Raw genomic sequence first — 17,006 nt, 5'->3', positions numbered from 1 at the left:
GGCCAGCGCCTAGGTTGAAAATAAATGACCTGGAGGAGATCACCGTGACACGTCTGTTCCTGCACATCACCCTGGAGAATCTGCTGGCCATCGCCATCTTCGGTGGCGGTTACTGGCTCTTCGGCCGGGAGGACACGCTCAGTAGGGTCCTCGCGGTGCTCGCCTTCCTCATCGCCTTCCTGCTCCTGGTGCACAGCGTCATGTCGGCCGCCCGCGGCAAGGTCCGCACGCCGCAGGATTTCGGTGCGGGCCACCGGGTTCCCGGCACGCCCACCCCGGCGGAGTGGAAGGCCGGGCAGAAGAAGTAACTGCCCTTCAGCCCTGCTGCCGCAGCGCGGCGAGACCCCGGGCCGTCGCGGCGTCGGTGGGCAGGTAGAAGCTCATGATCAGACCCGGGGCGCTCTGTAATTCCATCGTCTCGAAGTGCAGGTCCAGCCTGCCGACCTCCGGATGATGGAAGCGCTTGATGCCGTTGGTGAGCAGGCTGACCTCCGCGGTGGCCCAACGGCTGCGGAAGGCCTCGGACTTCTCAGTCAGCTCCGCCACCAGGGATTTCAGTCGGGGATCACGGGGATGGGCGGCACTCTCCAGGCGCAGTTTCGCTGCGAAGGCGTCGGCGTAGTAGTCGGCGTCGACCCAGAAGGAACGGGCGTTCTCGGCCAGGAACACGTGGCGGGCGGTGTTGGGGCGGTCCGGCAGCGCCCGGTAGATCGGCTCATAGAGCACCCGTGCGGCCCGATTCGTGGCCAGGATGTCCATGTACTCGTTGCGCACCCACGCCGCGCCGAGCGTGAAACCGTCGAGGATGCTCTGGATCCGCCCCGTCACCCGCGGTTCCGGCTGGACCGCGGCAGGGAACGCCTCGGCACCGCGGCTGGCCCGGGCCAGGTTGTGCAGGTAGAGCTGCTCGGCCTCGTCGAAACGCAGGGCATCCGCGATGCCGGTGAGCACCTGTTCCGAGGCGGTGCTCAGGTCACCACGTTCGAGGATGACGTAGTACTCCGCCGAGATGCCGGCCAGCTCGGCAACCTCCTCGCGGCGCAGCCCCGGTACCCGGCGGGCGGTGCCGTCGAGTGGGAGCCCCACCTCGCCGGGCGTGAGGCGTGCCCGGCGGGAGGTGAGGAATTCCTTGATCTCGGCCTTGAGTGTCTGCATCTCACCCCATATTCTAAGGTGTTCCGGCAGCCTGCCCCCGACTTCACCTCATCCCCCGGAGATGACCACCCGGAAACTGATGTTGCCGGAAGTGGATTCCGGGGTGTTGGAGTTGCGCGCCGCCACCCGGTACCGGTTGCAGTAGGAGTCGTGGCACAGATACGACCCGCCCCGCAGCACCCGGTGCTCCCCAGCCTCAGGGCCCCGGGGATCCGTCAGCGAAGCATTGGCGTAGTAGCCGGGGTCGAACCAGTCCTGGCACCACTCCCACACATTGCCCGCCATCTGCCACAGGCCGTAGCCGTTGGGCCGGTAGCTGTTCACCGGTGCGGTGGTGAGGTAACCGTCCTCGGCGGAGTTCTCGTGGGGGAAACGGCCCTGCCAGATATTGCAGTTCCACTCCCCGCCCGGGGTCAGCTCATCACCCCAGGCCAGGCGTGCGCCTTCCAGCCCACCACGGGCGGCGTACTCCCATTCGGCTTCGGTGGGTAACCGAGTACCTGCCCACCGGCAGTATTCCTGGGCGTCATGCCAGGACACGTGGACCACGGGGTGGTCCTCCAGTCCAGCCAGGGTGGAGGCTGGCCCGTTGGGATGACGCCAATCAGCACCTTTGACGGCCAACCACCAGGGCACACCGGCCGCCTGATTGAGGATGTCGGCGCGCTGCCCCTGTAAAGCCGCATAGAAGACGGCGGACACCCCGAACTGCTCGGCAGTGGTGCGGTAGTCGGTGGCCTCGACGAATTCCCGGAACTGGGCGTTGGTCACCGTCGTGGCCTGCATGCGGAAGGCTTCCAGCGACACCGGGTGGAGGGGAGTTTCCCCGTCCTGGAGATAACCCTCGCCGTGGTGGTCACCCATGGTGAAGGTCCCGGCGGGGACATTCACGAACTCGCCCGGCGCAGATGTGGCACGAACGGGGGAAACACCAGTCTTGTCGGCCGTATCCGGGGAAGACAGTTCGGCCACCGACGGGGTGCAGCAACTACCCATTGGTCGCGCCGTCGGAAGCCTTCATCTCGCTGGCCCAGTCGATGGAGAAGGACAGTGCCGCGGAACGCGGGGCGGCTTCGTTGGCGGCCGCAAAGTCGACCACCACCACTCCGTTGTCCTCGGCGTAGCGTTCCCACTTCTCCTCCAGGTCCCGCGCGATGTCCGGGTGGTCGGCGATGACGTCGCGGGTCTCACCCGGGTCCTCGGCAAGGTTGTACAGCGCATAGTCACCGGTGCCACCCATCGGCTCCGGGGTGAAGATCAACTTCCAGTCCCCGGAACGGTAGGAGCGGTGCCCGAAGTGCTCCCAGGCGAAATCATCGTCACCGATGGTCTCCGAGGCACCCTCCAGCAACGGTCTGACGGAATCCCCCGCCAGGGTGCCGGCAGAAGCGAGATCCGCGCCCGCATAGTCGGCGAAGGTCGGATACAGGTCGGTGATGTGGGCGAAGGTGTCCACCATGCGGGGCTCAGCGTCACCGCTTGCCGACGGCGTCTTGATCACTGCCGCCACCCGCGTACCACCCTCGAAGAGGGTATTCTTCGCGTGGAAGAACGGGCCGGAGGACACCTGCGCGTTGGGCAGACCCAGGGAGGGGAAGGACCCCTCATGGCCGTAGGACTCGACCTCACCCATCAGCGGGTAGAACTTCTTGTGCCAGCCTTCGGTACCTGGCCGGACATACAGTTCATGGGTGTTGGCAGCCGCACCGTTGTCACTGGCCACGACGATGAGGGTGTTGTCGTACTCGCCGGTCTGTTTGAGATGGTCGATGACCCGGCCAACCTGCTCGTCAGCCTCATGGATCGCCGCAGCGTAGACGGCCATACGGTAGACCAGATCCGTGCGCTGCTCCTCGTTGAGGGAGTCCCACTCCGGGACCTGCTCCGGCCAGCGGGTCTCCGGGGCGGCATCGAGAATACCCAGATCCACCATGCGCTGGATACGGTCGTCGCGCAGGTCGTTGTAGTTGTAGTCGCCCAGGTAGAGGTCAAGATATTTATCGATGAGCTCCTTGTTCTCCACGTGCAGGGGATCATGCGGGGCGGTGTAGGCGAGATAGCTGAAGAAGGGAGTGTCTGATTCCACGCTCTTGTCCACCATCTGGAGCATCTCGTCGGTGTAGGAGCGGGTGGCGAAGAAGTCGTCGGGCAGCTTGTCAACGGTCTCGCCATTGCGCTCGTAAATGACGGTGTCGAACGGTTCCTGGGTCCGCTGGGACAGACGGTATCCGTCCGAGAAATAGGAGGCACCTGCGTCATAGAGGGTGAAGTTCTCGTCGAAGCCGAGGTCCTGCGGGGTCTGACCCTCGCCCTCGCCCAAGTGCCACTTGCCCACCTGGTAGGTGTCATATCCTTCCTCACCCAGCAGGTCGGCGATGCCGGTGAACTCCCCTTCCAGGCTGCCCTTGTAGCCCGGGGTGGTCTGCGGCACGCCAGGCGGGGTGAGGTTCTCCATGGAACCCAGGCCGACCCGGTGGGGGTCCTGCCCGGTCATCAGGGCTGCACGGGTGGGGGCGCACAGCGGGTAGGCGTGGAAGTCGGTGAACTGGGCGCTTTCCCGGGTCAGGGCGTCAATGTTCGGGGTCTCCACCTCACCGCCGTAGGAGGCGAGGTCGGAATAACCGAGGTCGTCGAGAAGCACCATCATGATGTTCGGCTGCTCCTGTGCTGCGGGTGCGGAACTCGTGGTGGCCGAGGTGCTTCCGCAACCCACGAGAGTCGCGGTAAGAAGCGTCGTGGCTCCCAGCGAGAGACCGGTCAAAGCGGCACGGGTGGGATTGTTCCGGGAGGATCGTTTCATCTGATTCTGGTCTTCCGATGTCGGGGAAACAGGGAGGTCGATGGGGCACCGGATTCGGCCCGCATCAGGAGGGGGTGGGGAAAGAAAACTGATCCGGTGGACATGGTCTGGAGTCCACCGGATCAGCTGCCTGGGAGGCAGGGGACTACTGTTCCGGGATCACCAGATCGTAGAAGCCCCAGTGGGTATCTTCCGGCAGGGTGCCGGAGAGGAGTTCACCGCATTGCTGGGTCACCAGGTGGGCGGTGCCCCGGTGTTGGGTGCCGGCGTGGCCGTCGCGGAAGAAGCGCTGGAGCACGCCGTCGCGCATGACGTTGCCGCCGGCGAAGCGATGCGCGAGATGGCTGATCTCCAGGACCGTGCGTGTGGACAGGGCGGCCGCCAGGCGCATCATCGTCTGCAGTTCGGTGTCCGGCTTTGTGTCGTTGGCCAGGTCGTCATTCACCTCACCCCAGATCTCCCGGAGCAGCGCCCCGGTGCCCCGCACATGTGAGTAGTGCCGGGCGAACTCGGCGTAGAACTCGGCGCTGGTGACGTCCCGGTCGCGCTGCCCACGAGTCTCCTGGGTCAGGTTCTTGAGTTCACCGAGGATGCGCTCCCCCACTCCCTGCGACCAGGCGCCCTGGTTGAGGGTGGCGAGCGCGGAGGGGCTCAGCCGGAGGATCTCGGGGCCACGCGCAAGGTGCTCCGCGCCGGGCAGGAAGGTGTAATTGTCCGGGACGAACAGTTCCCAGGCAGCGTAGTCGAGGGTCCCGGAGGAGAGCAGGCCGAGCATGTTCCAGTTGTCGTTGACGCGTAACGACGACCGCGGAACGACGCAGATGAGCCGCTCACCGTTCTCCTCGACCGTGACGCCGAGGTCAACGTGGGTGGCCATGGACAGGCCCGGGACGTACTGCCACTCGCCGTTGACGATGTAACCGCCGTCGACCCGGCGCGCTGTACCCGAGAAGTCCATGGAGGCGAGTCCGGCCACCAGTGCCTTGTTCTCACCGCCGAAGAGTTCGCGGGCGGTCTCCTCCGGCAGGGAGGCGGCGGCGTAACCGGTCTCGGAGGTGAGCACGCGGGCCAGCCAGCCGAGGGAGCCGTCGGCACGCGAGAGCCGGCTGATCACCTGGAGAAGCTCGAGGGGGTTGGCCTCAGCACCGCCGTACTCGACGGGCAGCAGCAGCCGGAAGACACCGCTGTTCTTCAGTGCCTCCTGCACCGGCGGGGTGGGGCGGCGGAGACGCTCGCTGTCCTCCGCCTCCGCCTGGAGCAGGTTGTAGATGTCGTCAATGGCGTCCAGGACGCTGTTGACGTCGAGTCGGGGTCCGATACTGGTGGTCATGGCTTCTCTCCTTGGGGTCTTCTGCTGCTTCACTTCACGTCCGTGACCTCGGCCAGTTCCTTCCACTGGCCGCGGTAGAACACGAGGGGGTCTTCGTCGTCACGCTGTCCGTAGGAGAGCACCTTGCCCAGTACGAGGATGTGGTCGCCGCCGTCATGGCCGGCCCACGGGGTGCACTGGAAGTAGGCCAGGGAACCGTTGAGCCGCGGTGCGGTTTCATCAGTGACCCACTCGATCTGGTGTCCGTCCTGGGGCTTGCCGGCGAACTGGAGGGCGGTGGGCAGCTGGTCCGCACCGAGGATGTTGACTGCGAAGGGGCGTTCCATCAGATAGGTCAGGGCCCGCGAGGAACGCATGAGGGAAACCAGCACCAGGGGCGGATCCATCGACACCGAGGTGAAGGAGTTGACGGTCACACCGTAGTAGGAGCCTTCGGATTCGTAGGTGATGACGGTGACGCCTGTGGCGAAGTTGCCGAGGGTGTTACGCAGCTGGCGGGGGTCATGCTGCATCGGGATGGCCTGCGCCGATGTCAGTGTGGTCGCCTCGGAGATGGGCTCGTGGATTTCGCGGGACCAGATGGTGGGGACAGTCATGATGGACACCTCAGTTGGGAAGATCGCGGTGGGGTCGGATGACGCTACAGCGCCTCGACCATGGCTTCGGACTTGGATGTGAAGGTGGTGCCGGTGCCTTCCGGAAGCAGCTTCCGGAGCGCCGGGTAGAGGACGAGGGCCAGGACACCGGAGATGATGAACCCGAGGTCGAAGATCCCGGTGTACATCAGCCCCATGCCGATGACGCTGGAGGCGACCAGGGTGAGCAGGCCGGCCCAGTTCCAGTTCTCCACCCGGTCGAAGTTGTGTTCCTTGATGTGGCGGCGGACGAAGAAGTAGTCGGCGATCATGATCGCGCTCATCGCCAGGGTCCAGCAGCCCAGGTAGGCCAGGTAGGCGGCGAACTGGTGGAGGATTCCGGCGCCGATCATCAGCAGGCCGATGATGTTGGCGACCACGACCATGACGGCACGGCCCGGGCTCCACCCGGTGAGGGCGTCGATCATGTTGACCAGGGAGAGGGAGCCGGAGTAGGCGTTGATGGCCTGGGCCTTCGCCTGGGAGGCGTAGATGGTGATGAACCCGATCCAACCGGCGAAGATGACGAAGAACGCACCGGTGTTGCTCATCACGAACCCGCCGGCTGCGGCAGCCGCGGCCTCGGGGGTGAGGCCGGCATCGCGGGCCATGAGGTAGTCGATGACCTGCGGCATGCCGCCGATGACAATGAGGGCGCCGAGGACCAGCATGAGGATGTTCTGGACGAGAGGTCCCGCCAGGGCCAGGATGGTCACGTCCCGCTGGGTGCGGGCGTAGCGGGCGAAGTCCATGGTGACCAGGGAAATCGTTCCGGCGGTGGCACCCATGACCGCGAAAGCAGCGGAGAACTTGGCCCAGAAGCCGCCCTCGACGACTCCGGTGTAGTTGAAGACGTCCATGGGGTTGTTCCCCTGGATGCCGTAGATGTAGATGACCATGTAGAGCGCGACCGCCAGGGTGATGACGATCATGACCAGGGAGGAACGCAGCGCGACCTTGAGGCCGAAGATCGCCAGGGCGATCCAGGCCAGGGTGAGGGCGCCGTAGAGCAGGATCCGCGTCAGCCAACTGTCGGACCAGCCGAACATGAGCAGGGTCCCCTCGTAGAGGAGAGCTGACTCCATGGCCAGGAAGCCGATGATCATGAAGGCGAAGATCGCCGAGCCGAAGACGGAACCCTTCTGGCCGAAGCCGAAGAACCTCGACGTGATGGTGCTGGAGACACCGGACCGGAAGGCGATCATGGACAGGGTCTTGCCCAGCACGGCTCCGATGACCGCGATAACCAGGCCTGTGATGAGGCCGACCTTGAAGCCGGCGAGGACGACGGCGAAGCCGCCGATGGCGAAGAGGACCAGGGCCGTGGCCACGGAAACCGGGCTCAGGGCCAGGTACCAGCCACCCTTGCGCTCTTCCTGAGGGACACGCACCAGTGCGTGATCCTCTGCTGCCGCAGCGAGCGAACTGTCGATGGATTGGGTGCCGACGGCCATGCCGTCTGGGGTGCGAAGAGACATATTATGTCCTCGTCTCGGGATCAAGGGGTGAAGGGTTCTGGTTCTAGGAGGAGACACCGGCGATGGCGATCGCTTCGATCTCCACGAGGATCTGGGGGTTGGCCAGTGCGGAGACCTCGACCAGGGTGCAGGCCGGGAAGTCTCCGGTGAAGAACTCCTTGCGGGCCTTCCAGACGTGGTGGTTCTCAGCCATGTTGGTGACGTAGATGGTCATCTTGACCACGTCGTCCATCTGGGCGCCGGCGGCCTCAACAAGGTTTTTGATCTTGGTGAAGATGACCTGGGACTGCTCGTACTCGTTCTCACCTTCGATGGTCTTGCCGTCCAGGCCGCGTGAGGTGAGACCGGAGACGAAGATCTGGTCGTCGATACGCAGGCAGTTCGACCACATGCCCTCAGCGGGCTCGCCGACCTTGGGGGAGAGGATGCGGTTCTTCTTGGCGGTGGTTGCGGTGCTCATGATGATTCCTTGTCTTTCAGTGGAGGATGGGGAGGTCGGAGGGTGCAGCTCAGTTGAAGGCGATCTGCTTGTCCCAGGGGCTCTTACCGCCCCAGTTGACGCAGACGGACTGGCGGCGCATGAAGGTCTTCCAGGAGTCCGAGCCGGCGGTACGTCCGCCACCGGTCTCCTTTTCACCGCCGAAGGCCGCGCCGATGTCAGCACCGGTGGTGCCCATGTTGATGCGCACGATGCCGCAGTCGGAACCGCGGGCGGACAGGAAGGTCTCGATGTTGGTGAGGTTGGTCGAGTGCATGCCCGACGCGAGGCCCTGGACGACGTCGTTGTGGATGTCGATGGCCTCCTCCAGGGTCTCGTAGGTGAGGACGGAGACGATCGGGACGAAGGTCTCCTCCTGGGCGGTGGAGGACTGCGGGTCAACGCCGGTGAGGATCGTGGGCTCGACGTAGAGGCCCGGGCGGTCGATGACGTTGCCGCCGTAGGCGATCTGCGCGCCGTCGGCGGTGGCCTGCTCGAGCACCCGCCTGTAGTCCTCCACGGCAGCGCTGTCGATGAGCGGGCCGACCATGGTGTCCGGGTCACGCGGGTCACCGATCGGGATCTGCGCGAAGGCCTCGGCCATCAGCTCGACGAGCTTGTCGACGATGCTCACGTGGGCGATCACCCGGCGGGTGGAGGTGCAGCGCTGGCCGGTCGTGCCGACGGTGCCGAAGGTGAGGGCGCGGGCTGCCAGTTCCAGGTCGGCCGTCTCGTCGACGATGCAACCGTTGTTTCCGGAGCACTCCAGCTGGTAGCGGCGCCCCAGGGTCTGCGAGACGGTCTCGGAGACGAGCTTGCCCACCTCGGTCGAACCGGTGAAGGACACCAGATCAACGCGGACGTCGGAGATGACGTGCTCGGCGGCCTCGTTTTCCGCCGGGAGGTAGAGCGAGAACACACCCTGGGCGTCGTACTCTTCCGCGGCCTGGTTGACCAGCTGCTGGATGGCGATGGCTGTCAGCGGCACCTTCGGGCTCGGCTTCCAGATGACGGTGTTTCCGCCGATGGCGGCGAGGAAACCGTTCTGTGCCCACACGTTGGCCGGGAAGTTGTAGGCGGAGATGATGCCGATGACACCGAGCGGGTGGTACTGGTCGTACATGCGGTGGTCGACGCGCTGGGACTGCTGGGTGAAGCCGTACATCATGCGGGACTGGCCGGCGGCCAGACCTGCCATGTCGATGGATTCCTTCAGCTCGCTCTTGGACTCGGCGATGGACTTGCCGGTGTCCAGGGCCACGATGGCGGCGAGGTCCTCGTGATTCTCCTCGATGAGCTGGCCGATGCGGCGGATGAACTCACCACGGGTGGGAGCCGGGACGTTGCGCCACTTTTTCTGTGCCTCGACGGCATTGGCAATGATGGTTTCCCAGTCGGACTCCACCGAGGCGGAGATGCAGGCGACGATCTCGCCGTCGGCGGGGCACTCCGCCTCGATGACCGGGCGGTCCTCTCCGCCGACCCAGCCGGTGGCGGAGGAGTAGGTGCCGGGGTGGATCTGGTCCAGGCCGAACTTCTCCAGAACCTCGGCGGTGTCGAAACGCTGCTTGATCGCGGTAACCATGTGTCTCCTTCTTCCTTACTTGTTCTCATCGACGATGAACTCGCCGATGGTCTCATCGGTGTGGTACTCGGGCTTTTCGTAGTAGTGCGGCCCGTCGTAAATCTCGATGAGCAGGCTCGGCTCGTGGGCCAGGGTCGGTCCGTGCGGGTGGTCCTTGGGGTTCATGTAGAAGGAACCGGGCTTCAGCCGCAGCTTCGAGTCGGTGTACTCGTAGTCGCCCTCCAGGCAGTACATGAACTGATTGGAGGCGTGGGTGTGCTTGACCGGGATGTTCCCGCCCTTCTCGTACCTGAGCAGGGCGATGGAGGCGCCGGTCTCCGGGTTCTTGTGGAGGAAGTACTGCTTGAAGCCGTACTCCGGGAAGTCGAGCCAGTCCTCGTCACGGATGTCCGTGTCGTGAACGAGCTTCTCCAGGGACTCGGCATTGAACGTGAAGTTCTCCATGATTTACTGATTCCTTTGTTCGTCGAATTCTCGGTAGCTGGTCTCGGTCGCCGGGAAGACCTCGAAGAGCGTGCGCCCCTCGGCTATCTTCTCGGCGGCGAAAACTTCATACGCTGCGTCGTCGGCGGCCTCCGCGGCAACTGCGGCGGCAACGTCTGCGGGTATGACCACCACTCCGTCGGCGTCACCGAAGATGACGTCGCCGGGGTAGACGGCCACTCCACCCATCCCGACGGGTTCGTCGATCGCGACCGGGTGCAGGTGGATCGGTGTGGCCGGGACAGCCGCCTGCCGGTGGTAGCACGGCAGGCCGGTGCCGAGGATGCCGTCGGCATCGCGGAAACCACCGTTAGTGACCACGCCGGCGGCACCCCGGCGAGCCAGACGGCGGGCCATCATGTCCCCCATCGCCGAGGCCCGGGTGTCATCGAAAGCATCGATGACCAGGACCTTCTCCGAGGGACACTCCTCGATGGCGCGTCGGTGGAGGTTGGTCTCCAGGCCGTAGTTCTTCATCGAATCGAGGTCCTCCCGCGCCGGAATGAAGCGGAGGGTGAATGCCTCACCGATCAGCTTGGGTTGATCCCGGTCGAGCGGGCCGATGCCCTGCATGACCACGTTGCGGAAGCCCCTGCGCAGGAGCCGGTTGGCCACGTTCGGGGTGCCGGCCTGCTGCAGGTGGGCACGGGTTTCATTGCTCAGTGTCATTGGAAGAACTCCAGGGGTGGGCGGCTACCCCACTGGGTGGTCTCACTCGCGGTGCCGTTGAACTTGGTGGGGACGTGGCTGGAATTGACCACGTCACCGTCGGTGTAATGCTCGATCCGGAAGCCGTTCGGGTCTTTCCAGTAGTCGAAGATCTGGCTGCCGAGCAGGTGCCGGCCGACCCCCACGTCCGGGGTAAAACCCTCGGCGATGAGGTGGTCGTGAGCGGACATCACGGCATCCAGATCCAGGACCTCGAAGGCGGAGTGGTGCACGCCCACCCAGTCGGACTGCAGGACCAGCATGAAATGGTGGTCCACGAGTTCCTCACCGCGATCCAGGCGGAGGAAGGTACCCACGATCGGGCCCTCCTCCCCCGGCGGGACGAAGTAGTCGGAGTCCAGGAAGTTGAAGCGCTCCTTGAACCAACCGACGGTCTCGCCGTGGTTGCTCACGTGAAGGACGAAGTGACCCAGGCGGTTGACGGTGCACGGCTCCCGCTTGATCCGGACGGAGTCGCCGATGCGCTGCTTATCGTGGAGATTGTTGAACTTGAACGGTTCCCGGTCCGCCAGCGGCTCGGCCTTGGCACGGCCGTGGATGGCCCGGATGGGGACGCCGTCGGGGGTGTGCATGAGCACTACCTGTCCCCCACCCGGCTCCTCTGAGTCGTAGATCTCCGAAGACCCTTCAAGAGCGGCGAGCTCCTCCAGGTCGGCGTGACTCTCCACCTCGATGGTCGCACCGAGGAAACGCTGCTTCTCGGCCTTGTGCGTCACATGGATGTGGTGCTGGTCGCTGGTACCCCGCATATAGAGGACCTCATCCGTGCTCTCCGGGATGCGGGTGAAACCGAAGGCTGTGAGGAAACGCTCCGCTTCCTTGAGGTCAGGTGCCGCGTAGGACACCTGGGCGCATTCAACTGCTCGTGCCATGGTGGTGTTCTCCTCCTAAATCAGAGTCGGAACTGATTTGTGCTGCTTGAGGACGCTGACGTCGTCGTTGCCGATCAGGTCCGGCGTGGTCCATCCGTCAAGGTCGTACTCGTCCATCGCCGCCTGGGCGAAGTCCTTGCAGTACTGCAGGGTGCCGTTGCCCATGGCGCCGAAGAGGTTGGTCTGACGGGTGACATCGTTGGAGCCGATGTAGTTGATCTCGTAGAGCTCATGACGGGCGCCGAACTCGGTGCCGATGGCGTCCCAGAGCATCTTCATTACCTTCACGCGCTCGATGGCGTCGATGCCGTCGGAACCACGCAGGTAGGTGTCCAGGTAGCCACGGATCTCCGGGGTCTGGAAGTCGACGGCGTGGGAGTTCAGGTAGATCAGGCCGGACGCGACGACCTGCTCGATGATGTTCTTGATCTTGGGCATGGCCAGCTGGTTCATCACGCGGTAGGCACCGGCGTGCTGCGGATCGGGCTGGATCATGCCGTTCTTCCAGGGGATGGCGGACTTCGCCATGGCGTCGGAAAGCGCCCAGAAGGTGTTGCGCCAGGCGATTACCTCCCCGAGCTGCGACTTCACCCCGTGGAACTGATCTGCACCGGTGACCTCGAGGGCCTTTGTCAGCATGCCGACAAGGAAGTCCATCTTCACTGCGAAACGGGTGCAACCGTGAAGGGAAGCCCGCTCGAGGTAACCGGAGTGGATGTTGTAGCGGTTGGCCTGCTCGAGATCGTTGTGGATGAAGACGTTCTCCCACGGGACGAAGACGTTGTCCAGGACGAGGATGGCGTCGTTCTCATCCAGGCGCGACGACAACGGGTAGTCGAAGGGGCTGCCCAGGACGGCTGCGCGCTGCTCGTTGGAGACACGGCAGAGCAGTTTCACGCCCGGGGAATTGGTCGGCATGATGAACACCGGGGAATAGGCCGGATCCTGGATGGCGACCTGTCCGACATGTCCGACGAAGGTGTAGTGGGTCAGGGCGGAACCTGTCGCCACGACCTTGGCGCCGGTGACATAGATGCCGTTCTCGTCTTCCTTGGTGACACGGATGAAGACATCCTTGCCGGCGTCCGGACCCGCTCCGCGGTCCACCGGCGGGTTCATGATGGCGTGGTTGACGTAGAAGGTCTTTTCCTGCGCCTTGCGGTACCAGTTGCGGGCGTTGTCCTCGTAGCCGCGGTAGAACTCGGCGTTGGCACCGAGGGTGCCCAGGAAGCAGCCCTTGTAGTCGGGGGAACGGCCCATCCAGCCCCAGGCGATCTTCTGCCACTCGGCGATGGCATCACGTTGGGCCACCTGCTCGTCGACGGTCTCGGCGGCGCGGAAGAAGCGGTGGGTGAAACCACCCCACTCGGTGGGGACAGTCAGAATATCTTTCCGCTCCGGATCATGAAGAGAATCGTACATTCGTGCAATCATCCGGGCAGAGTTTCGGAATGCGGGGTGTTCCGCCACATTCTCGACACGCTCGCCGTAAATCCATACTTCGCGGTCATCGTTGAGGGTGTCCAGGTACTCCTGGCCGGTGAATGGGATGAAATTCTTGTTCATTTCGGGGCTCCTTCTGAGCGAACTGTCCGTCGCACAGTCGCGCTTCTTTGCAGTAAATGCAGGTAAAGCCGCATTCTCTACTTGGTGTGGCCACCGGTCGACTTTGCTGCGCCGACCCCTGCTGTGGTGGTGATCACGCTACTGTCCGCGAGTGATGCAGGCAATGGCTTCCCCCGTCAGGGAAGGCAGACAGCACCGATCTACAAATAGGCCAATCGATACTTTGCACAATTAGCAGAGAATAAATTAGTGCTCCTGGCTGGCACTATTTAGTTCACTTGTGAAATCATCTCCGGGCAGCCCCTCCGGAAATAAAGCCTTAGAGGCCATCGCAAATTACCCCATTCCGGGGGTAGTTTCTGCGCGTGCTCCACCAGCATCCGAGGCTGGGAGCGCAGATCTGTCGACCACTCGCGGAGTGACCCATTGCCCCGCCATCAACTGGGAGAACTAACATGAACGTCAAGACCACTGAACGGGACCGGTCCCCTACGACCCCCAGCGTCCCGGCAACTCCCGCGAGCACAGCAAGGAAGGGGAGACTGATGGGCGATGATGCCCCACCCGTCCCACCTGCGGATCTTGATTTCTGGGCGATGGTCCGCATGGCCAGGGAGATGGTTCCGGAGAAGAGCCCGGGTGCCGACGTCGAGGCGAACCAGCTGATCATCTCGCTTGACCGGGCTGCGCGCCTGGTCTCGATGGATGTGGAAGAGGTGATCCACCGCCCCCGAGGACACTCCTGGGCGATCTTCCGATACCTGTTCGCACTCTGGGTCTACGGCGAGATGCCCTCAAATCAGCTGGCGACGGTCACCGGCATGCGGCGATCCCAGATCTCCAACCTCACGAAGCAGCTGGAGAAGGAGGGCCTGGTCACCAGACGCAAGTCCCGGAACGACGGCCGCGCCGTGGTCATCTCACTGTCAGAGAAAGGGTCGGAGTACATCTCACAGGCCTTCCACGACCACAACGCCGTGGAATCCGAGTGGGCCGGGGGGCTCACGGAGATCGAGAGGGACCTACTCATCGCGCTCCTGGACAAACTCATGCAGTCACCGAGGGCGAAAGAGGTCCGGGCCCAGATCATTGACCGCTGATCAGAACTCCCCGCGCGGCCACGGCCGGTCGAGCAGCTGCTCCATGTTCTCGTTGAAGCGGCGCAGGTAGCCGACGAAGGTGCGGCGGTCCTCCGCTGACCAGTCCGCCACGACCCGGTCCACATACGCCCGTCGTGCGGCGAGCTCCTCCTCGTAGCGGCGTCTACCCTCGGCGGTGGGCCGGTGTCGGCGGGCCACGCCCCCCTCGGGGTCGTCGATACGCAGGATGAGATTGTTCTTCATGGCGGCGGCGACCTGCCGGTGGATGGTGGAGACGTCGAGGTCGAAGGCGTCGGCAAGCTCGGCGACCGTCATGGGTCCTTCGGCGACGAGGCGGGCGAGCAGGATCATGGCGCTGCGTTCGAGCGCATCGCGGCGGCCGTCGGGGTGGGTGCCGGTCACGGCGTACCGGGACATGAGCATGTACTCGTAGACGAGATCGTCGGGGTGGCCGTCCATGGCTGCTGAGGATGTGATTGTGAAATCTCCCTTTCCGGCATATCATTTGCATTATACAAATAATTTTTACTGATAGGAGAATCTACTTGACGGCTCCTGCTGATGTTGAACAGCTGTCCCCCCCCAGCCACCCGCACGCCCCGCGAACGCCTGATCACCCCGACGTTCGTACTGGCCTGGGTGGCCAACTTCATCCAGGCACTGCTCTTCTACCTGCTGGTCACCACGATGGCGCTGTACGCCGTCCGCGAATTCGCGGCCTCCCAGACCGCCAGCGGCCTGGCGGCCAGCTCGTTCGTCATCGGCGCGACCATCGCACGCATCTTCTGCGGTTACCTCATCGACACGATGGGCAAACGGTCGATTCTGCTCGTCGCCGCCAGCGTCGCGACGATCGCCTCGGTCCTCTACCTCTTCGCGGACACTCTCCCGCTACTGCTGGCGGTGCGCACGGTCCACGGCATGGCCTTCGCCTTCGCCAGTACCGCCCTGATGACGATCGCCCAGACAGCCATCCCCACCAGGCGTCGTGCGGAGGGCACCGGCTATTTCGCGCTGTCCACCACGCTGGCCACCGCGATCGGTCCGGCCGTGGGGCTGTTCCTGGTCAGCTCCTTCACCTATGAGATCCTCTTCGTCGCCACCGCCGCCACCGCGGCGCTCGGCCTGCTGCTCAGCCTCTTCCTCCGTCCTCCGGCTGCCCAGCGCCAGGCTGAGGCTGCGGCAAGGAAGGCCATCCGGGAATCCGGCGTGAAGCCGGAGCGCCCACGGTTCTCCCTCCGCAACGTCGTCCACCCCGCGGTCCTGCCCATCGGCGTTTTTCTCATGCTGGTGGGTCTGGGCTACTCCGGCGTGATCACCTACCTCAACGGTTATGCCGTCGAGCGGGACGTGGTGGCCGGGGCGGGCATGTTCTTCATCGCCTACGCCGTGACGATGCTGCTCATGCGCCCCCTCCTGGGACGCCTGCAGGACCGGCGCGGTGACAACATCGTCATCTACCTGGGCCTGGTCAGCTTCATGCTGGCACTGGCGCTGCTGGCCGTGGCCAACGCCGACTGGCACATCGTCACCGCCGGTGTGCTGATGGGTCTCGGCTACGGCACGCTCATGCCCGCCTGCCAGGCCATCGCGGTCAAGTCCGTCTCCCGGGAGACCCTGGGCACCGGCCTGTCCACCCTGCTGCTGTTCATGGACCTGGGCTTCGGCCTGGGCCCCGTCCTGCTCGGCTTCCTCATCGCCGCGACCAGCTACGGCACCATGTACGGTCTGCTCGCGGTCGTCGCCGTGCTCACCGCCGGTTACTACCACGCGGTCCACGGACGCAGGCAGGTGCGCGCTCACTAATCTGCATAAATGCAAACATAACGCTGGTTCGTTGAAGAGTGCCCATGGTGGCACAAAAAACTGCACCTCTGGAGTGGGCATCAATTTCTGAGTCCACCTTCAGGGGTGCAGTTCACACAAGGGGAGAGTTTCCTGCGTGGAATTGCGGCTTGTCCCCAGCCTCCCGGTCCCTAGGCGGAGGCCAGCTTCTGGTTGATCCAGGCGTTCAGGGAAACACCTTCAGCCTGCGCCTCCATGACTAAGCGGCGATGCAGGGAGCGTGGCGTGCGAACGTTGAATTTCCCGGAGTAGGAACGCTCGCCCAAGGGCACGGGGATGGTTTCAGCGTTGTCGGCCATGTCCTCCAGGACGTCAGCGACCAGCTCAACCAGGCTGTTTTCCGCTTCCTGGCGATCAGGGGCAAGCCAGGAGAGGGAAGGAAATTCCAGTACGGTGGCAACGTATTCCTGGTCTTCTTCCGACCAGGAAACCTGGTAGGTGTACTTCTCGGGGTTCATCATGGCACCTCCTTCACGAGTTCTTGTTTCTTATGTTGTTCAGTGCTGGTGGCTTTTCAGTTTCTCCACGGCCTGGAGAACCTGCTGGACCTGGCAGGGCTTTGCCTTACCCCGATCGTTCTGGATGTTGACGCGGGGGTCGCCCATCCAGGGAGTTTTGCAGGTCTGATGTGAGGTCTTTTTCGAAGGACGTTTCTCGAAAAAGTGGTCGCAGACCTTCTCAAGATCGACGAAGCGGATATTGGCTGGAGAGTCCCCCCATTTTTCGTAGAAGTTGTTCAATTTTGCCTGCCACACCCAAATGGTACTACATACAGTACTGTCGTCGACGCTTCCGCAGGAATGAATCAGCCCGTACCCGTCCACCACTCGGACGGGGCGCGGCAGCTGGCGGCGCAGAACTGGCGATACCAGGCCGCCACCGACCAGACGACGCGGTCATGCCCCCTAGATGATTGATTCCTGGGGGCACCCCGGGATTCGCTACCGCTA

General features: G+C 63.9%; 18 protein-coding genes. 3 read left to right on the top strand and 15 right to left on the bottom strand.

Features of this window, described 5'->3' with window-relative positions; all coding sequences use genetic code 11:
- Positions 1-44 precede the first annotated feature (44 nt).
- Positions 45-308, top strand: coding sequence for a hypothetical protein (locus NYP18_RS00090; RefSeq protein WP_259426059.1), 264 nt, complete (start codon positions 45-47; stop codon positions 306-308).
- Between the two features lie 7 nt (positions 309-315).
- Here NYP18_RS00090 and NYP18_RS00085 read toward each other — a convergent pair whose 3' ends face one another.
- The 12 genes from NYP18_RS00085 to NYP18_RS00030 all read right to left on the bottom strand — a co-directional run bounded on the left by NYP18_RS00085 (position 316) and on the right by NYP18_RS00030 (position 13,111).
- Positions 316-1,155 carry a helix-turn-helix domain-containing protein gene (locus NYP18_RS00085; RefSeq protein WP_259426058.1) on the bottom strand — a complete coding sequence of 280 codons (840 nt, stop codon included), beginning with the start codon at positions 1,153-1,155 and terminating at the stop codon, positions 316-318.
- Positions 1,156-1,203: 48 nt separating this feature from the next.
- Positions 1,204-2,151, bottom strand: a complete 948-nt coding sequence (locus NYP18_RS00080) for a formylglycine-generating enzyme family protein (RefSeq protein ID WP_304503482.1) — start codon at positions 2,149-2,151, stop codon at positions 1,204-1,206.
- Positions 2,144-3,955: a sulfatase-like hydrolase/transferase gene (locus NYP18_RS00075; protein WP_259426056.1), complete on the bottom strand. Its 1,812-nt coding sequence runs from the start codon at positions 3,953-3,955 to the stop codon at positions 2,144-2,146. Before NYP18_RS00075 ends, NYP18_RS00080 begins: the two co-directional genes overlap by 8 nt.
- Positions 3,956-4,100: 145 nt before the next feature.
- Positions 4,101-5,285: an acyl-CoA dehydrogenase family protein gene (locus NYP18_RS00070; protein WP_259426054.1), complete on the bottom strand. Its 1,185-nt coding sequence runs from the start codon at positions 5,283-5,285 to the stop codon at positions 4,101-4,103.
- A 29-nt stretch (positions 5,286-5,314) separates the two neighbouring features.
- Positions 5,315-5,881, bottom strand: a complete 567-nt coding sequence (locus NYP18_RS00065; protein ID WP_259426053.1) for a flavin reductase family protein — start codon at positions 5,879-5,881, stop codon at positions 5,315-5,317.
- Positions 5,882-5,925: 44 nt separating this feature from the next.
- Entirely contained in the window at positions 5,926-7,398 is a 1,473-nt protein-coding gene (locus tag NYP18_RS00060) for a purine-cytosine permease family protein (RefSeq protein WP_259426052.1), read from the bottom strand.
- Positions 7,399-7,441: 43 nt separating this feature from the next.
- Positions 7,442-7,858, bottom strand: a complete 417-nt coding sequence (locus NYP18_RS00055) for a RidA family protein (protein WP_259426050.1) — start codon at positions 7,856-7,858, stop codon at positions 7,442-7,444.
- Between the two features lie 49 nt (positions 7,859-7,907).
- Entirely contained in the window at positions 7,908-9,461 is a 1,554-nt protein-coding gene (locus tag NYP18_RS00050; RefSeq protein ID WP_259426046.1) for an aldehyde dehydrogenase family protein, read from the bottom strand.
- 15 nt (positions 9,462-9,476) lie between these two features.
- Positions 9,477-9,905 (bottom strand): cupin domain-containing protein, encoded by a 429-nt coding sequence (locus tag NYP18_RS00045; RefSeq protein ID WP_259426044.1) that lies wholly within the window; start codon positions 9,903-9,905, stop codon positions 9,477-9,479.
- Between the two features lie 3 nt (positions 9,906-9,908).
- Positions 9,909-10,613 carry an RraA family protein gene (locus NYP18_RS00040; RefSeq protein WP_259426041.1) on the bottom strand — a complete coding sequence of 235 codons (705 nt, stop codon included), beginning with the start codon at positions 10,611-10,613 and terminating at the stop codon, positions 9,909-9,911.
- Complete coding sequence (locus NYP18_RS00035) at positions 10,610-11,545, bottom strand: VOC family protein (protein ID WP_259426040.1); 936 nt, start codon at positions 11,543-11,545, stop codon at positions 10,610-10,612. Before NYP18_RS00035 ends, NYP18_RS00040 begins: the two co-directional genes overlap by 4 nt.
- A 15-nt stretch (positions 11,546-11,560) precedes the next feature.
- On the bottom strand, positions 11,561-13,111 hold the full coding sequence (locus NYP18_RS00030; protein ID WP_259426039.1) for a 4-hydroxyphenylacetate 3-hydroxylase N-terminal domain-containing protein: 1,551 nt from the start codon (positions 13,109-13,111) through the stop codon (positions 11,561-11,563).
- 545 nt (positions 13,112-13,656) lie between these two features.
- Between NYP18_RS00030 and NYP18_RS00025 the strand changes: the two genes are divergently transcribed.
- A complete protein-coding gene (locus NYP18_RS00025) occupies positions 13,657-14,211 on the top strand; it encodes a MarR family winged helix-turn-helix transcriptional regulator (RefSeq protein ID WP_259426038.1) in 555 nt (184 codons plus the stop codon).
- On the opposite strand, the gene NYP18_RS00020 is transcribed toward NYP18_RS00025, so the two are convergent.
- Entirely contained in the window at positions 14,212-14,670 is a 459-nt protein-coding gene (locus tag NYP18_RS00020) for a MarR family winged helix-turn-helix transcriptional regulator (RefSeq protein WP_259426037.1), read from the bottom strand. It abuts the gene before it with no gap.
- A 102-nt stretch (positions 14,671-14,772) separates the two neighbouring features.
- Here NYP18_RS00020 and NYP18_RS00015 point away from each other — a divergent pair, with 102 nt between their 5' ends.
- Positions 14,773-16,017 (top strand): MFS transporter, encoded by a 1,245-nt coding sequence (locus tag NYP18_RS00015; RefSeq protein WP_259426036.1) that lies wholly within the window; start codon positions 14,773-14,775, stop codon positions 16,015-16,017.
- A 170-nt stretch (positions 16,018-16,187) separates the two neighbouring features.
- Here the strand turns inward: NYP18_RS00015 and NYP18_RS00010 are convergent, their stop codons facing one another.
- Positions 16,188-16,514 (bottom strand): type II toxin-antitoxin system HicB family antitoxin, encoded by a 327-nt coding sequence (locus tag NYP18_RS00010; protein ID WP_259426738.1) that lies wholly within the window; start codon positions 16,512-16,514, stop codon positions 16,188-16,190.
- Positions 16,515-16,553: 39 nt separating this feature from the next.
- Entirely contained in the window at positions 16,554-16,796 is a 243-nt protein-coding gene (locus NYP18_RS00005) for a toxin HicA (protein WP_259426035.1), read from the bottom strand.
- Positions 16,797-17,006: the final 210 nt, after the last annotated feature.

This window comes from Corynebacterium lemuris (assembly GCF_024919295.1).
Taxonomy (GTDB): Bacteria; Actinomycetota; Actinomycetes; order Mycobacteriales; family Mycobacteriaceae; genus Corynebacterium; species Corynebacterium lemuris.
Note: the sequence above shows the minus strand (reverse complement) of the source record. Positions and strands in the feature narration are given on the sequence as shown.

Coding starts and splice junctions, on each gene's coding strand:
- NYP18_RS00015 (WP_259426036.1), top strand. CDS start 14,773: ATGTTGAACAGCTGTCCCCCCCCAGCCACCCGCACGCCCCGCGAACGC.
- NYP18_RS00060 (WP_259426052.1), bottom strand. CDS start 7,398: ATGTCTCTTCGCACCCCAGACGGCATGGCCGTCGGCACCCAATCCATC.
- NYP18_RS00055 (WP_259426050.1), bottom strand. CDS start 7,858: ATGAGCACCGCAACCACCGCCAAGAAGAACCGCATCCTCTCCCCCAAG.
- NYP18_RS00080 (WP_304503482.1), bottom strand. CDS start 2,151: ATGGGTAGTTGCTGCACCCCGTCGGTGGCCGAACTGTCTTCCCCGGAT.
- NYP18_RS00010 (WP_259426738.1), bottom strand. CDS start 16,514: ATGAACCCCGAGAAGTACACCTACCAGGTTTCCTGGTCGGAAGAAGAC.
- NYP18_RS00065 (WP_259426053.1), bottom strand. CDS start 5,881: ATGACTGTCCCCACCATCTGGTCCCGCGAAATCCACGAGCCCATCTCC.
- NYP18_RS00020 (WP_259426037.1), bottom strand. CDS start 14,670: ATGGACGGCCACCCCGACGATCTCGTCTACGAGTACATGCTCATGTCC.
- NYP18_RS00085 (WP_259426058.1), bottom strand. CDS start 1,155: ATGCAGACACTCAAGGCCGAGATCAAGGAATTCCTCACCTCCCGCCGG.
- NYP18_RS00075 (WP_259426056.1), bottom strand. CDS start 3,955: ATGAAACGATCCTCCCGGAACAATCCCACCCGTGCCGCTTTGACCGGT.
- NYP18_RS00030 (WP_259426039.1), bottom strand. CDS start 13,111: ATGAACAAGAATTTCATCCCATTCACCGGCCAGGAGTACCTGGACACC.
- NYP18_RS00025 (WP_259426038.1), top strand. CDS start 13,657: ATGGGCGATGATGCCCCACCCGTCCCACCTGCGGATCTTGATTTCTGG.
- NYP18_RS00050 (WP_259426046.1), bottom strand. CDS start 9,461: ATGGTTACCGCGATCAAGCAGCGTTTCGACACCGCCGAGGTTCTGGAG.
- NYP18_RS00040 (WP_259426041.1), bottom strand. CDS start 10,613: ATGACACTGAGCAATGAAACCCGTGCCCACCTGCAGCAGGCCGGCACC.
- NYP18_RS00035 (WP_259426040.1), bottom strand. CDS start 11,545: ATGGCACGAGCAGTTGAATGCGCCCAGGTGTCCTACGCGGCACCTGAC.
- NYP18_RS00045 (WP_259426044.1), bottom strand. CDS start 9,905: ATGGAGAACTTCACGTTCAATGCCGAGTCCCTGGAGAAGCTCGTTCAC.
- NYP18_RS00070 (WP_259426054.1), bottom strand. CDS start 5,285: ATGACCACCAGTATCGGACCCCGACTCGACGTCAACAGCGTCCTGGAC.